General features: G+C 39.9%; 12 protein-coding genes and 1 pseudogene. 11 read left to right on the forward strand and 2 right to left on the reverse strand.

Annotation, left to right across the window (positions count from 1 at the left end):
* From FFO06_RS10460 to murI, 4 genes and pseudogenes are all read left to right on the forward strand, one after another.
* Nucleotides 1-376 (forward strand): annotated as a pseudogene (locus FFO06_RS10460) (RNA-guided endonuclease IscB); the annotation flags it as partial.
* 839 nt (nt 377-1215) lie between these two features.
* Nucleotides 1216-3066: an N-acetylmuramoyl-L-alanine amidase gene (locus FFO06_RS10465; protein WP_137907987.1), complete on the forward strand. Its 1851-nt coding sequence runs from the start codon at nt 1216-1218 to the stop codon at nt 3064-3066.
* A 248-nt stretch (nt 3067-3314) separates the two neighbouring features.
* Nucleotides 3315-5216, forward strand: coding sequence for an N-acetylmuramoyl-L-alanine amidase (locus FFO06_RS10470; RefSeq protein WP_137907988.1), 1902 nt, complete (start codon nt 3315-3317; stop codon nt 5214-5216).
* 199 nt (nt 5217-5415) lie between these two features.
* Nucleotides 5416-6273 carry a glutamate racemase gene (gene murI / locus FFO06_RS10475; RefSeq protein WP_137907989.1) on the forward strand — a complete coding sequence of 286 codons (858 nt, stop codon included), beginning with the start codon at nt 5416-5418 and terminating at the stop codon, nt 6271-6273.
* A gap of 87 nt (nt 6274-6360) precedes the next feature.
* On the opposite strand, the gene FFO06_RS10480 is transcribed toward murI, so the two are convergent.
* On the reverse strand, nt 6361-6567 hold the full coding sequence (locus tag FFO06_RS10480; RefSeq protein ID WP_137908039.1) for a hypothetical protein: 207 nt from the start codon (nt 6565-6567) through the stop codon (nt 6361-6363).
* 835 nt (nt 6568-7402) lie between these two features.
* On the opposite strand from FFO06_RS10480, the gene sds reads away from it, so the two are divergent.
* Nucleotides 7403-8374, forward strand: a complete 972-nt coding sequence (gene sds / locus FFO06_RS10485) for a solanesyl diphosphate synthase (RefSeq protein ID WP_137907990.1) — start codon at nt 7403-7405, stop codon at nt 8372-8374.
* A gap of 93 nt (nt 8375-8467) precedes the next feature.
* On the opposite strand, the gene FFO06_RS10490 is transcribed toward sds, so the two are convergent.
* A complete protein-coding gene (locus FFO06_RS10490; protein WP_137908040.1) occupies nt 8468-8941 on the reverse strand; it encodes a hypothetical protein in 474 nt (157 codons plus the stop codon).
* A gap of 206 nt (nt 8942-9147) precedes the next feature.
* Between FFO06_RS10490 and hetZ the strand changes: the two genes are divergently transcribed.
* The 6 genes from hetZ to kdpC all read left to right on the forward strand — a co-directional run bounded on the left by hetZ (nt 9148) and on the right by kdpC (nt 16846).
* Entirely contained in the window at nt 9148-10335 is a 1188-nt protein-coding gene (gene hetZ / locus FFO06_RS10495; protein WP_137907991.1) for a heterocyst differentiation protein HetZ, read from the forward strand.
* 193 nt (nt 10336-10528) lie between these two features.
* Nucleotides 10529-11302: a PatU gene (locus tag FFO06_RS10500; RefSeq protein ID WP_306420213.1), complete on the forward strand. Its 774-nt coding sequence runs from the start codon at nt 10529-10531 to the stop codon at nt 11300-11302.
* A 541-nt stretch (nt 11303-11843) separates the two neighbouring features.
* Nucleotides 11844-13529: a potassium-transporting ATPase subunit KdpA gene (gene kdpA, locus FFO06_RS10505; protein WP_137907993.1), complete on the forward strand. Its 1686-nt coding sequence runs from the start codon at nt 11844-11846 to the stop codon at nt 13527-13529.
* 185 nt (nt 13530-13714) lie between these two features.
* Nucleotides 13715-15814 carry a potassium-transporting ATPase subunit KdpB gene (gene kdpB, locus FFO06_RS10510; protein ID WP_137907994.1) on the forward strand — a complete coding sequence of 700 codons (2100 nt, stop codon included), beginning with the start codon at nt 13715-13717 and terminating at the stop codon, nt 15812-15814.
* A gap of 179 nt (nt 15815-15993) precedes the next feature.
* Complete coding sequence (locus FFO06_RS10515) at nt 15994-16200, forward strand: potassium-transporting ATPase subunit F (protein WP_236097121.1); 207 nt, start codon at nt 15994-15996, stop codon at nt 16198-16200.
* Nucleotides 16201-16246: 46 nt separating this feature from the next.
* Complete coding sequence (kdpC, locus tag FFO06_RS10520) at nt 16247-16846, forward strand: K(+)-transporting ATPase subunit C (protein WP_137907996.1); 600 nt, start codon at nt 16247-16249, stop codon at nt 16844-16846.
* Nucleotides 16847-16861: the final 15 nt, after the last annotated feature.

Here is a 16861-nt window from a genome sequence, read left to right on the forward strand (position 1 = left end):
ACAACAATTAGAAAAAACACATTGGATTGATGCCGCTTGTGTTGGTAAATCAACTCCAATTCTCAATATCAAAGGTGTTAAACCACTGCTAATTACAGCTAACGGTCACGGTTCTAGACAATCTTGCTGAACCGACAAGTACGGTTTTCCGAGTAGGCACGTACCGAGAGAAAAAATACATTTTGGTTTTCAAACTGGCGATATCGCTAAAGCAGTTGTCACCACGGGTAAAAAGATTGGTACTTATGTAGGAAAAGTGGCTATTCGTTCAACTGGTAGTTTCAATATTTATACTAAAAATGGATTGATTCAAGGAATATCACATAAGTTTTGTAAACGCATTCACGCAAAGGATGGTTATTCGTATGCAGTATAAAAGATTTGTTAATTGCTCAACTGTCCCTCTCGCTGTTTGTGCTGACGCACAAAATTACTCAAGGGACATTTCACAATTAACCCTCCATTCCTCCCATCACCAAACTGAGTACAGTTTTGGTGGGGGTCTCCTGGAGGAGGTTTAAATGAAGGCAAATTCCTATATTTAAAAAGCAAGTATTTAGGGGGTTGAATCAACAAAAGTCTCAAATCCCCGACTTGTTCCTTAATCATCTCAATAATTGGTGAATTAATGCTATAATCGAGCTATTTAGTTTTTCTATATCTGTTGTGCTTTGTAAGTTGACTAAGTAAGGAGGTTAAAGGAAACTTATGTTATTAGAGATCCGTCTCTTTTGATATTGTCATCATCTCACTTAGAAAATGAATAGAAGGGTTAATTGAATTTCCTTTGGTCTTGACAAATTTTTCTTTGTTTCCCATTATTAGTAGACTTGATCATGTTTTATGGTTCTATTTTTTCTCTGTTTAGTTGTTATAAATTGCAGATTTTTTAGTAGGGAGAATAACCTGCTTTCTTTATGTCAGCAGTTGACAGTGGTGGGTATTTTTTATTGACATTGGCGACTAGAAGTGGCGGGCTATACAGACAAAACCCTGGATTTTTCCTTAGTCCAGGGTATGACTAAGCTTGTTTAAGTATTGACGCTGTTTGTCTAGTAGGGATTTATAATCGCTGATAGTTTTTCATAAATTTCTTGCTCTCAAGTCAAGGAGAATAATGGAAATAGTGTGACAAATTATCAAATTTTTGAGATATTTAAAGATATTAATTTGATATTCACTAATTCAATAAATATAAATCAGGAGAAAAGAACTGTGAAATTAGAGTGGTTGCTACCCGGTACTTTTGGAAGTATACTCATGCTATCGTCGCCGAGTTTAGCCACAACCCTGGAATCTTGGCGATTTGACCCCAATCAAAACCTGTTAGAAATTAATACAAGTGGTGGTGTCCAACCACAAGCACAGCTAATTTTTAGTCCCACTCGCTTAGTAATTGATTTACCGGGTGTGAAATTGGGACGTTCTCAGTTAACCCAACCTGGTAGAGGAGTGCGGGAAATTCGCATTGGCCAGTTTGACGAACAAACAACACGGATAGTTTTAGAATTGAGTCCTGGTTATACCCTAGACCCTAATCAGGTAAAATTTGTTCCTAAACGTGCTAATCGTTGGGCTGTACAATTACCGAAATTAGAAAGGGAGTCTCTATCACCCCAGGGGGAAAATCCTGAAAATACTACTAATAATAATTACAATCTAGCTAATATCGTCCCCCAATCTAAACCTGACTTTTCACCAATAGCGAGTAGTAGTGGGGGAAAAACTCAGTTGGAGAATTTACAAATTACTGGTGACGGCTTTTTTGTTCGCACTAATGGCGGTAGTCCTCAAACGAGAATCATCAGAAGCCGTGATAAAACTACTATATTTCTTGATATCCTGGATACAACTTTATCACCAAATTTAACTCCAGGAAATTTAGCAGTTAATAAATACGGTGTTTCCCGTATTGAATTTACTCAATTGCGAACGACACCAACATCTGTGCGTATGACCTTGAGGGTAGAGGAAAATAGCCCTGACTGGCGAGTAACTTCCAGTAGCAGTGGTTTAGTTCTGCTTCCTAGCAGGGGAGTTGTGAGTTTACCTGAAAATGAGAATCTGCCGCCAAGTATAAATAATAACGGCAATAACGGCTCGACTGCAACCATTGAATCTGTAGAAATTGTTAATAATGGCACACAATTACTCATTAAGTCCGACCAAGCTGTATCTGCTACCACTGGTTGGGATAGAAAATCTGGTTTATTTCGCATTACCATTCCCAACGCTAAGTTAGCCCCGGAGGTCAAAGGTCCAACTTTTGAGACAAATAGTCCCATTCTCAAACTCCGTCTTCAACCCCAACCGCCAAATACTGTGGTGATTTTTATTCAACCTGCATTAGGTATTAGCTTTGGCGCGATTAATCCAGCCGGAGACAACCTGTTGGCTTTAAAACTGCAAGGATCTCGTCTGATTAGACCACCTCTGAGCTTACCACCTTTATCACCACCAAGGCAAGAACTACCTGACTTAAATTCAAAACAGCCAGAAATCAGACCTCAGACCCCAGTTCCCAAAGGAAAATTAGTAGTTATAATTGACCCCGGACATGGTGGTAAAGATTCAGGTGCGGTTGGTATCGGGGGAGTGCAGGAAAAGAATGTTATTTTACCTATTGGGAAAAGGATTGCTGAAGTTTTGGAACAAAACGGTATTCAAGTGATTATGACTAGGGATTCTGACTATTTTGTGACTTTACCGGGAAGGGTAACTATGGCCCAACGAGCTAAAGCTGATGTATTTGTGAGTATCCACGCTAATTCAGCAGGTGCGAATCGTCCAGAAGTTAACGGGTTAGAAACCTATTATTATGACAGTGGTCTAACATTAGCTCGCATTGTCCATAGTAAAATTCTGCAAAGTCTCAATGTTAAAGATAGGAATGTACGGAAAGCTAGATTTTATGTGCTTCGCAAAAACTCCATGCCGTCAATTTTAGTAGAAACTGGTTTCGTAACTGGTAGAGAAGATGTTGCTAATCTCAATAGTCCAGCTTATCAAAATCAAATGGCAGATGCGATCGCCCAAGGGATTCTTCAGTATTTAAGATCCAGATAAATAGTAATTTGCAACACTCACCACCAGATATGATCACCAATGCCGGAAAAATTGTCAGAAAAATAAATTTGCTCAAAAAATCCCAAAAATAAAATTATATGCTAAAATACTACGCCATTAGCCGTGTCTTATGGTAAAGCAACAATCTTGGACTTGAGCAAAGTCAAAGTTGAGGCGGTGATAGTGTGAAGATTAGCCCCTAAATTGAGATATTGAATCATGATAAATGCAAATCAGGAGAAAGGATTGTGAAACTACATTGGTTAATACCCAGCACTTTTGGCGCGGTTTTCATGCTATCTTCGCCTGCTTTGGCTGGAAAATTGGAATCTTGGCGGTTTGATCCTAATCAAAATCGGCTGGAAATTAATACATCTACTGCTGTCCAACCCCAAGCCCAACTGATTTTTGACCCGACTCGCTTGGTAATTGACTTACCAGGGACAGAATTTGGTCGTCCACAATTAATACAAGAAATTGGTGGCCAAATTCGCGCTATCCGCATTGGGCAATTTGACGCACAAACAACGCGCTTAGTTGTAGAACTTGCCCCTGGTTACACCTTCAACTCTGCGCAAATCAAATTTGTTCCCACAAATGGTAAACGCTGGATAGTAGAATTACCGAATCCAGAAGTTATTTCTGGGCAAACTAGAGAACCATCAACACGCTCATCCTTAGATCAATCATCTCAATTATCTCAATTATCTCAAGCTACACGCTCTCCCAACAGTATTTACAACGTAGTCACAAAAAATCCCGTTACCCCGTCTAAACAGGTAACTCAAATCGAGAAATTACAAGTCACAGGAGATGGTTTTTTTGTGGGCGTAGGGGCAAACTCCCCGTGGTTGTCCGGTAATGCCCAATTGCAAGTCAATCCCAGTCTTGATAATCGCTCTGTTAATATTGATATCCTTGGTGCGGTTTTATCACCAAATATGGGACAAAGTGACCTATTAATTAACCGCTATGGTGTCCGGCGCATCCAATTTAGCCAATTACCAAGTAGTCCGTCTGCTGTTCGCATGACCTTGCAGTTAGATAACACTAGTCGCAATTGGCGAGCAATAGCTAGTGGTAATAGCGGTTTTATCGTCATACCAGATCGTGTGACTAAGTTATCTAATAACTATCAATCCTCTACACCATCAGTTAGTGACTCCCCTGCGACTATTCAATCTGTAGAAATAGGTGCAAATGGCAGACAATTACTAATTCGAGCCGACCAAGCTATATCTGCTACTAGCAACTGGGATAAAAGCTCAGGTCTATTTTGGATCACTATTCCTAATGCTAAGTTAGCTAATCAGGTCCAAGGTCCTACTTTTAATACCAATAGCCCTATTCTCAAAGTCCGTCTTCAACCCCAAGCTCCCAATACCGTAGTTGTTCTTGTTCAACCTGCGTCTGGTGTTAGCTTTGGCGTACTGAATCAAGTCCCCTCTAGTTTGTTAGCACTACCATTACAAAGTACTCTCCGCCCTCAAGTCCCTGAGATTACACCTCCTGTCGCGCCTACACCACCATTAAATACCCCGGATTTGATCACGGATTTATCCCAAACCGTTAAAACACCTTTTGGCCAGCCACCTCTACCAGTCCCTAAAGGAAAGGTTTTAGTAGTTATTGATCCGGGACATGGTGGTAAGGATTCTGGCGCTCCTGGACTCGGTGGGTTACTAGAAAAGGATGTTGTTTTACCTATTAGCACAAAATTGGCTAGAATCTTAGAGCAAAATGGTGTGCAGGTGGTACTGACTAGAGATGCTGACTTTTTTGTGGAACTCCAAGGACGGGTAGATATAGCCAAGCGTGTCAATGCTACTGTGTTCGTCAGTATTCACGCTAATTCCGTGGACAATCGCCCTGATGTCAATGGCTTAGAAGTCTACTATTATGACAGTGGTTATGGTTTGGCAGAAACTGTTCGTCAAACTATTCTCCAAAATATTAGTACCTTGAATAATCGAGGAACTCGTAAAGCTAGGTTTTATGTGCTGAGAAAAAATTCTATGCCTGCTATTTTAGTGGAAACAGGTTATATGACTGGTCGAGAAGATAATCCCCGTCTAGGATCATCAGACTATCAAACTCTTATGGCTGAGGGCATAGCTCGTGGTGTTCTCAATTATTTAAAACAACGCTAATCATTGCTAATCATTGCTAATCATTCATTATTAGTTGTTTATAGCATTTCCCATCCTCATTAGGTACAGGAATCAGGAAGTTCACTGCAGATAATTTTTTACTTCAGTGGACTAGGAAATGGTATATTTTTTTCTCTTTACCACTAACAACTAACCACTGGTCACTAACCACTAACCACAATCTAAATTAATATTTGCTGTGTATTCATCTTCTATTTTTGATAGTCATTTTCATGCTTTCTCCCGTCAAGAACCTCAACGCGCTCCTATTGGGGTATTTGATAGCGGTGTCGGTGGACTAACCGTACTGCGACAACTGTATCAGCAACTTCCCAATGAATCAATTATTTATGTGGGGGACACAGCCCGTCTTCCTTATGGTATTCGTTCTCAAACAGAAATTCTGCAATTTGTCCGGGAGATCCTGCGCTGGATGCAGCAGCAACGGGTTAAAATGGCAATTATGGCTTGTAACACCAGTTCGGCTCTGGCATTAGATATTGTCCGTCAAGAATTTGATTTCCCCATTTTAGGTGTGATTTTACCAGGTGCAAAGGCTGCTGTTGAGCAAGGGCAGCGCATTGGTGTTATTGCTACCCCAGCAACGGCTAAAAGCAATGCCTATCGGCAAGCTATTTTAGAAATTAAATCTCATGTCCAAGTTTGGCAAGTGAGTTGTCCAGAGTTTGTCCCTCTAATTGAGCAAAATCGCATCCATGACCCTTATACTACTGAAATAGCCAAAACTTATTTAGAACCTTTACTCCACCAAGAAATAGATACTTTAGTTTATGGTTGTACCCATTATCCTCATTTATCACCAGTTTTGCGATCGCTCCTCCCCACCCAGGTCAAACTAATTGACCCAGCAGTTCATGTTGTCGTCGCTTGCTCCCAAGAGCTAGATATGTTAGGTATTAAAAATACTCATCCACCCCTGCCTACCCGCTTCGCTGTCAGCGGTTGTCCGCAACAATTTACTCAGTCTGGTTTGCAGTGGTTGGGCTATACTCCGATGGTGGAACAGGTATGCTTTGCGGATGCCGTTGTCTCTTAAAGACGGGATTCCCTTTCCTCACAGGGTCAGAATAGGGAAGCACAAACAAAATTCGTCTATTGTTTCCCTACCCTGTGCTGGTTTCTTTCACCGACTATTCACTGCTTCGGTAACGTTCGCGGTTAATCCCCTCTGCTGCTTATAATTATCTCGTCCAATACTAGAATTAAATGAATCGCTTTGATGCACATCTTTTTTGCCTGTTCGCTTTGCCAATGCTAATAACAGGTATACACTGAATAAGTATCCAGCAGCTAAAATAAATATCATCATAGGCATATTTCCGTAAATCATTGTTCCACCATCTTTGATTGCTAAGGAATATAAAATTGCATACGAAACTAGCAAAACTCCAGTCAACCAAGTGTATTCTTGATGAATGTAGTTAGCTATACCAGAACAACCAGCAGAAAACCCGAATTTCTCTGGCCAATCCATTTATTTTCTTTAAAATCAACTTTCCCAGACCATACATCCGACAGCAGCCAAACTGCTAAGTAGCAATCTGTAACCGCGCTCATCAGCAGTTTACCTAGCCTGTGTTATTGACCTCACACCAATTTTAATAGATATACGCCGTTACTCAACGTGGGCTGAATACGTTGAGTTAGTTCCATGATTGGAAAAGCATAATTCAACTCAAAAGGTATGCTTGTCGCACAAAGTCTAAATAGGAATAACTTCCATCTTCTCTTGAGCGACGAGTTATTTTAGACTCACAACGCTATTGCGTAAAATCATCAGAAAATGGTTTTACTTAGGAAGTGAATAATCTCAAAAATTTAATATCTCTAGGTTTTAGCGTAACACAACCACCTTGAATTTGAAGCTAACTTCTAGACTAAATTTTAAATTTTTTTACTGTTGACAAGTAACTTAGATTAATCTATACTAAGTGTTATTTTATTAACATTGTATCTTCGATGATGACGATCTTTTTCGGGGAATTAGCACAAATCGAGCATTTTAAAATAACTTATTATTATAACATAATTCCAATCCGATATATAAATAACTTAATAGATATTAAAAATCAGATTACTGGAGGAAAACTTTGCGGTGACACTGGGTTATCTTAAAATTAAAGGATATGTAAACTTTCGTAAACTAAGCCAGAGTCCGCCCATCCATGACCCCAGCCACCTCCCTGTTTACCCCTGTGGAAGCAGACCTGCAAATACTAGCAAATAACCTTAAACAGCTAGTTGGAAATCGCCACCCCATTCTTTATGCCGCAGCCGAACATTTATTCGGTGCTGGGGGTAAGCGCATCAGACCCGCCATAGTGCTGCTTATATCGCGGGCGACTATGTTAAATACAGATATCACAGCGCGTCACAGACGATTGGCAGAGATTACAGAAATGATCCACACAGCTAGTTTGGTACATGATGATGTAGTAGATGAGTCAAACGTCCGGCGTGGCGTACCGACCGTACATAGTTTGTTTGGTAATCGCATTGCTGTGCTGGCGGGGGATTTTCTTTTTGCTCAATCCTCTTGGTATTTAGCGAACCTGAACAATTTAGATGTTGTCAAACTACTTTCAGAAGTAATTATGGATTTAGCGGCTGGGGAAATCCAGCAAGGGCTAAATCGTTTTGATGCTAGTCTTTCTACAGAAACTTACCTGCAAAAGAGCTATTACAAAACAGCGTCATTAATTGCCAACAGTTCTAAAGCGGCTGGACTAATTAGTGAAACATCCCTAGAAACTGCCGAACACTTGTACAGTTATGGTCGTCATCTAGGTCTTTCCTTCCAGATAGTAGATGATATTCTTGATTTCACCAGTTCAACAGACACCCTGGGTAAACCAGCCGGTTCTGATCTCAAAAGTGGCAACCTCACAGCGCCAGCTTTATATGCCTTGGAGGAAAAACCCGACTTAGAGGCCTTAATTGCCAGGGAGTTTGCCCAGAGTGGGGATTTAGAGCAGGCATTGGCGCTAATTCATGATAGTCGGGGTATTGAGCGAGCTAGAGAATTAGCTGCTCACCACGCCAAATTAGCCAATGAGCATATCAGCATTTTAGAGCCATCAGAATCACGCCAAGCCTTAATGGATTTAACTGACTATGTACTGAGTCGGCTCTACTAAAAAATTGAGGGAGATCTAAGATTTGGGATGTTGGGTGTTAAATCTCCACGCTTCCGAGTTGATTTCCCATCTTTTTTGAGTTTTTTCGGGTATTTAAGCAATCTGGGGAGGAACTTTTCTTGAGTGTCTAAATCTTTGTAGTTGTTGCCCAATTAGGGTTTCCAGTTCAGAGCGCCGCACTTCGACGGTATGGGTGATAATTCCTGGTGTTTCCAGGAAAACTATGCTGTGTAATGGTTTGAGGGCTACTAATTGGAACAAAAGGTGGGTAACATACATGGAGGCTGGCATCACTTGAGGGTCACGCCCAGCATCCGAGATCAGGAAAACATCCTGTATGGTAGGGAAAGCGTAAATAACTTGCTTTTCTATTCCTGGATTTGCGCGATTGCTCAACGTAGTTAAAACCCAATCCTGCTCAGAATTTTCGAGGATAAAGTATTGGTAGTGTTTTAACCTTTGGGCAATAGCGACTAATACAGGAGCGATTGATACCATAAGTTGTGGTGTCATACCATCCTGGGGTGCATTGTCTATCAGCAATTGAATTTGTGCTTCTAAATCCATCATGAATTGTTAATGACTTTTGGGTAATGGCTAAAAAATGAGGAAAGAATATCCCAGAAAATTGAGATTTACGAGTTCAATATTTTTTGGCGGCCACACCCTCAATATAAATTGGTTTGGGTTCAAGAAAAAAACCATGAAGCTAATATCCAAAGTCTAACAAGTCGTGTCCAAAATATGTTAGGGTCGTTTTGAGAACTGGGACTATGAATTCAGCCGCAATCGCAACTACTCAGGGGAAAATTTCTATCCGCGTGGAGGTCATCTTTCAATTCCTATTTAGGGAACTTCAACAGTCAACTAGGGCTTCGGAGCAAAATTGTCATGATGTATCCGTGAGAATTACTAACGAAGTCCTGCGGGTTTGTAATGAAAGTAAACGCATTCAAACTTCGGGGTCTGTAGAAAGTTCAGCCATGAGCCTAGCTAAACATCGCTTACAACAGTGTATCCGATACTATCAGTTAGGTTCAAGTCGTGGCAGGGTAGAACTCCACAGTACACTGAGTGCAATTGTTTACCGTTATATTAATCCCCCTCACAAGCAATTAAGCTATCAAGGGCGGTTGACTATCATTGAAGATTTCCTTCAGAGTTTTTATTTGGAGGCTTTAAATGCCTTTAGAAGGGAGAACCAACTAGGTCCGACCTATCGCCCCCAGACTCTATTGGAATTGGGAGAATACATGGCATTTACCGAGAGATATGGTAAACGTCGGATTCCCCTACCTGGAAGACAGCAACAATTAATTATTCTCCGGGCGCAAACTTTCTCAAAACAGCAACCTCCAGAAACAAGTGTAGATATAGAACAGGCTTCTGAAGGTGGTGGTGGTGAGTCTGATAGTTGTTGGGAAGAGCCGGCTATCCACCAATTGCGTTCGGCTATGGCTTCCCAGCCCGAACCGGAAGAAGATACCCTGCGGTCTGTTGTCATTACAGAATTAATCAATTATTTACAGGAAAAAGAACAATCTGACTGTGTTGATTACTTTACTCTTCGTCTTCAGGATTTATCAGCACCAGAAATTGAGTCAATTTTGGGTTTAACATCTCGGCAGCGTGATTACTTACAGCAACGGTTTAAATATCATTTAATTCGGTTTGCCCTTTTACATCGCTGGGAATTGGTACATGAGTGGTTAGAAGTTTCTTTACCCACTAATTTGGGTTTAACTCCGATTCAATGGGAAACTTATTTAGCCCAGCTAGATGATAAACAAAGGTCTATCTTAGATTTGAAGCAGCAAGGAAAACCTGATGAGCAAATATCTAAGACTGTAGGCTTGTCCATGGCACAATTACAGAAACGTTGGTTTAAGATATTAGAACAAGCTTGGGAAATTCGTAACTCCTTAGTTTCCGGATCTAGTGCATCTACCCATGAATGGTGACTTGTGAATCCTCATAAAATTATCAACTTCCTTGGGCATTGAAAAATCATAACTTCAATACCTACAGGTGTAGTTTGTGAGAATGTGACGAAACTGATGGGGTAGTCATTCGTCTCAAGACGGTAGCCTTTTAACGGTGAACTGAGCTTGACAAGAAAAGCCCCAAACCTTTCAATTGGGAGAAATTCCTACTGTGCAAGAACGTTTTCAAGCTATTCTTAAGCGTCGTTTACAAGACCAAATAGTAAAAAATCCCCCGTTGTTCCCCTGGGAAACACAATTGGGAGAATATCCTGACTGTGTAGAAGAACAATCTCTGGGATTAGTTCCCGTTTGGGGGTGGAGAGTCCACCAGTCTAAACTAAATTTGCCTATTCCCTTGCCTGATCAAGTTTTCTGGCAATTGTTAGCAAAATGTCAAGTTTTATTGACATCTTCCATACCTCTGGGAGCTAAATTAGTTCAGGTGGTAGAAAGTATGTTCCCCACGGATACCCAGTCAATTAATGATTTGGCTGCGTTAGTCCTGAGAAGCTCTTATCGTTCGGCAGATACCTTGACAGTGCCTAATATTGAGAGCGATTATTTTGATTTACTACCACGTCAGCAAATGGCGTTGTCGTTAATGGCAGCTAAACAACTGCTGGAAAATTTAACTTTGCCGATTTCATTGAATCAGCCTTTGGTAGAAAGACAATGGCTGACTACTGTGGGGACTCTGAATATTCGGGTAGAATTACGTAATTCAGGTAAATTTACGAGTTTAACGGTTCACGGTAAATTACCAACATCGGGGATTTTGCAACTTGAGGGTAATAATAGTCAAGAATTTGTAAAATCTGAGGCTTGCGAAATGCCAGTTATAGAATTGCAAATTGATGGAAGTCAGCCAACCTATACTTTAGCAGTGGAGTTACCAGAATTAGACCACCTGCCTTTATTCTTGGCTATTCAGGTGAAAATATAGCTAAATTGCCATATTTAGGAATTAGATAAGAGGGATGGCAACTGATGTATGATAATCTTGATTAATTTTCTGGTTTTAACCCTTCATTCTCTTTTGAAACATCAATATAAAATTAAGGACGTATTTAAAACCTATAAGCTTAAGTAGGACACTTATATTTTTAGAGATTCCACTGAGTGACAAACTTGTCTGCGGTGAAATTTCTGATTCCTGTTCCCAATGAGGATGGGAAATGCTATAATTTGATGTGCAGTTAAATAAATTAAAAATATATAGGAATCAAGCAGGGTTCCTGAATTAGTTGGCGTGGGGAGGAAACTCCTAACAGAGAAGAAGAGTAAAAGTGTGTACTGAGTATTGTATGGCTAGGACACGCAGGTTATCAAAAATCACATAGGATTTCTATATTACATAGAATATTTAACTAGGATCAGATATGAATGGCTATCTAACTCGCTAAAAATTCAGCTTCCTAGTAATTTAGCTATTATTGTTATTGTTGAGTATTAACTGACCAGAACTTAAGTAGGGTGCAAACTACATGGGACAAGGTTTTTTACAAATTGCTTTAACGCTATGTATTATAGTATTTATTACTCCAAAACTAGGAAAATACATAGCCAGTGTTTTCTTGGGAGAAAGGACAATCCTTGATCCTGTAATGAAGCCCATAGAGGCAATAATTTATATTTTAGGAGGTGTGAGTAAAAAAAATGACATGACAGGTTGGCAGTATATCCGCGCATTACTATACAGTAACTTAGTCATGGGTGGTATAGTTTATGTCCTAATCTCTTGTCAGAAAGTTTTACCTTGGAATCCCAATGAACTGGGGGGGATAAGATGGGATTTATTATTACATACTACAATTTCCTTCCTGACCAACACCGACCAACAACATTACGCACCGGAAAACACCTTTAGTTATTTTAGTGAAACATCGGCTTTAGGCTTTTTGATGTTTACTTCAGCGGCTAGTGGATTGGTAGTGGGAATTGCTTTTATCCGGGGGTTAACGGGGAGAAAACTGGGGAATTTTTATGTTGATTTTACCCAGACTATCACTAGGATCTTACTACCTTTATCAATAATTGGGGCGATCGCTCTAATCATCACAGGTGTACCCCAAACCCTAGCCGGAACGCTGGAGGTAGAAACCTTGGAAGGAAGAATTCAGTATATAGCTAGAGGTCCAGTAGCCTCTTGGGAGATTATCAAAATGTTAGGGGAAAATGGCGGTGGCTTTTTTGCTGCTAATTCCGCTCACCCTTTTGAAAATCCCAATGGTGCTTCTAATTTGATAGAAATTATCGCTATGCTGGCCATTCCCACATCTTTAATTTATACCTACGGAGTATTTGCTAACAACCTGAAACAAAGTTGGTTATTATATTGGATGGTGTTTATAATCTTTGTTGTTCTTATTGGCGTTACAGCCACAGGAGAATTACAAGGAAACCCACTAATTAACAACGCTTTGAGATTAGAATTACCAAATTTAGAAGGTAAAGAAGTCAGATTTGATTGGGCGCAGAGCGCATTATGGGCAATTACAACCACTGCTACCATGTCCGGTGCTGTGAATGCAATGCACGATTCTCTTATGCCCAATGGGACATTTTCTAGCTTATTCAACCTATTTTTACAAATAATTTGGGGTGGACAGGGAATAGGAACTGCTTATCTCTTCATTTATCTAATTCTCACAGTTTTTCTGACTGGTTTAATGGTAGGGCGCACTCCAGAAATTTTTGGGCGCAAAATTGAAAAACGGGAAATTGTTCTTGCTAGTGTGGTGCTATTAATTCACCCCATAATGGTTTTAATTCCTAGTGCGGTGGCTTTAGCTTATCCTATATCTCTATCAGGCATTAGTAACCCTGGTTTTCATGGTATTTCCCAAGTGGTTTATGAATACGCTTCAGCCGCAGCTAATAATGGTTCTGGTTTAGAGGGATTAAATGACGGTACATTATGGTGGAATTTAAGTACAACTATCAGTATTTTTGCGGGACGTTATATACCAATTATTGCGTTGTTGCTATTAGCTGATAGTATGTCTGAAAAACAAGCAAGTCCAGAAAGCCGGGGAACTTTGAGAACTGATTCTTTATTATTTACCAGTATTACTGCTGGTGTCACTTTAATCCTAGGGATCTTAACATTTTTCCCGGTTTTAGCTTTAGGTCCCATCGCTGAAGGTTTTAAACTCGCTGCTGGTAGTTAATATAGATAAGACAATATAGCATTTCCCATCTCAGTTAGGTACAGGGATAAGAAATTAACCGCAGATAAATCTGTACTTCTGTGAACTAGGAAATGCTATAAGAAGATGAAGATAATTTTCCCTCTTTATTTCTTGTTTCTTGTTTCTTCTTCCTGACTCGGTGACTCCTAAAAAATTAGTTATATATGAATTCAAACGGAACTAATTCTAATTCTAAAGCCTCCCGTCCTCGTTATCGCCGTCAAAAACACAGAAAAACGCGGGTAACGAACAAAGGCCTTTATATTCGAGCAATTAGGGATGCCTTTATGAAATTGCATCCTCAATATGCTATCAAAAATCCGGTGATGTTTTTGGTATGGGTAGGAACAATTATCACCTTTTTTGTGACGATTTATCCCCAATTATTTGGACCGATAAACCAAAAAAACCCCTATTTATTTAACGGGCTGTTAACGGGAATTTTGCTGTTTACAATTCTATTTAGTAACTTTGCTGAAGCTGTAGCGGAGGGAAGAGGGAAAGCCCAAGCTGATACTTTACGTTCAACGCAGTCAGCTACTAACGCCAAAAAGATTGGTGTTGACGGGACAATTATAGAAGTTCCGGCCACCAGTTTAAACCGGGGGGATACTATCCACGTCGTATCAGGTGATATTATCCCTGCGGACGGTGAAGTAATCATGGGTGTCGCGTCTGTGGATGAATCAGCGATTACTGGCGAATCTGCCCCTGTTCTCAAAGAATCAGGCTCGGATGTTGCTAGTTCTGTTACGGGAGGTACACGCATTATATCCGATGAACTAATTATTCGTGTCACGGCCGAAGCCGGTAAAGGCTTTATTGATCGGATGATTGCTTTAGTAGAAGGAGCAGAGCGTACTAAAACGCCTAATGAAATTGCTTTAACAGTATTATTAGCGGTTCTGAGCTTGGTATTTCTATTTGTAGTGGCAACTCTTCCCGCCTTTGCTTACTATGTGAATAGTCCTGTTAGTGTACCGGTTCTCATTGCTCTTTTAGTAGCACTTATACCCACAACTATCGGCGGTTTACTGAGTACCATTGGTATTGCGGGTATGGATAGGGTAGCTCAATTTAACGTCATTGCTACCTCTGGAAGAGCCATAGAAGCCTGTGGAGATATAAGTACCCTAGTTCTTGACAAAACTGGGACAATCACTCTGGGAAACCGTTTAGCAGAGGAGTTTATTCCTATCAATGGCCACTCAGTCATAGAAATTGCTAATGTATCTTTGGCAGCTAGTATCTTTGATGATACTCCAGAAGGTAAATCTATTGTCCGACTGGCAGAAAAGTTAGGTGCAAATTTTGATTTAGACCGCAACCAAGCCCAAGGGATAGAATTTTCGGCCAAAACCCGCATGAGTGGTACTAATTTACCTGGTGGTAGGGAAGTACGGAAAGGTTCAGTGGAAGCAATTAAAGGCTTTATCCTGTCGCGTCATGGACGGAATACCCCAGAATTGGATGTTGCTTATGAGCAAGTTTCTCGTCAAGGTGGTACACCTCTAGCTGTTTGTCTTGATCATGAAATTTACGGTGTTATCTATCTCAAAGATATTGTTAAACCGGGTATCCGTGAACGATTTGACCAACTCCGACGCATGGGGGTACGAACAATCATGCTCACGGGAGATAATCGTATTACTGCTTCTGTAATTGCTCAAGAAGCGGGAGTAGATGAATTTATCGCTGAAGCTACTCCAGAAGATAAAATAACTGTGATTCAACGGGAACAGGCTGAGGGTAAAATAGTAGCGATGACGGGAGATGGAACTAATGACGCTCCCGCTTTAGCACAGGCTAATGTAGGTGTGGCCATGAATACGGGAACACAAGCAGCCAAAGAAGCTGCTAATATGGTAGATTTAGATTCTGATCCTACCAAATTAATTGATATTGTTAGTATTGGTAAGCAATTGTTAATTACTCGTGGAGCATTGACAACCTTTTCTATTGCTAATGATATTGCTAAATATTTTGCGATTATTCCCGTACTTTTCACTGCTGCTAAACTAGAAAGTCTGAATATTATGAAGTTAACTAGTGTTAATTCGGCTATTCTGTCCGCATTAATTTACAATGCTTTAATTATTCCGGCTTTGATTCCCCTAGCATTAAAAGGTGTTCAATTTCGACCTTTGACAGCTAATCAACTTCTGCAACGAAATATTTTAATTTATGGATTAGGTGGGGTAATTGCGCCATTTATTGCGATTAAATTAATAGATATGATGATTACATTTGTCGGTTTAGCTTAAATTAAATTAAATTATTAAATTAAGCGGTTAATTATTCTTGAGATCTTACTAAGTAGGTGAACGGAAAAAAACCGACATAAGTAACGAAAAGTAAAGTTGCCCAAAACCTCTTCCCAGTTAAGAGTTAAGAGTTAAGAGTTCCCTTGTCATAACGACATCTGATGAAACTGATACAATTTATGAGATTATCCAGATTTAAATACCAATTACCCATGATTATTTTTCTGGTGATGTGTTTAAATTTATTGATTGCCCCAGTGGTTTATGCTAATAGTGGTGGTAGTTTAGATAAAGTTTCTGCTTGGGCAATTGGTATTTTAGGTTTTACTACTTTAATGTTAGTAGTTTATTTGTTTATAGTGATTTTTCAGCCAGAACGCTTTTAATAATTTACAAATTAAAACAAGTTTCAATAAAATTAAAAATGAAATTATGTCTATTTTTAGAGAAATTTTCAGAGCGGTCAGAATTACTCTGGTGATTTGGTTATTAACAGCAATGATATATCCCCTGTTTATATTGCTGGTAGGCCAGTCAATTTTTCCGTTTTCAGCTAATGGTAGTATCATATCAAATGTCAATGCTCAACCCATTGGTTCAACTTTGATTGGTCAAGGATTTACCTCAGACCGTTATTTTCATGGTCGTCCTAGTGCTGTCAGATATAGCCAAGGTAAAAAAGCTCAACCTGCGGGTATTTCTGGAGGTAGCAATTTTGCTCCTACTAATCCTCAACTCAAGGAACGCATTCTCAAACAAGCGGAAGAATTACAAAATGAAAATAAACAAGCTGTAGCTGATTTGATTTATACATCAGGCTCAGGTTTAGATCCCCATATTTCTCTGAAAGCAGCACGAGAACAGATGGAAAGAGTGGCACAGGCACGGGGGATAAAGGAAGATGATATCATCCCGTTAATTACTAAGTATATTGATGGTAGATTTTTGGGTATCTTCGGTGAACCAGGGGTGAATATTTTACGCTTAAATTATGCCCTGGATTTACAAGAGATCAATCGTGAACAAAATTAGTTGTTGGTCAGTGGT

The sequence above is a fragment of the Dolichospermum planctonicum genome (assembly GCF_005402965.1).
GTDB classification, from domain to species: Bacteria; Cyanobacteriota; Cyanobacteriia; order Cyanobacteriales; family Nostocaceae; genus Dolichospermum; species Dolichospermum planctonicum.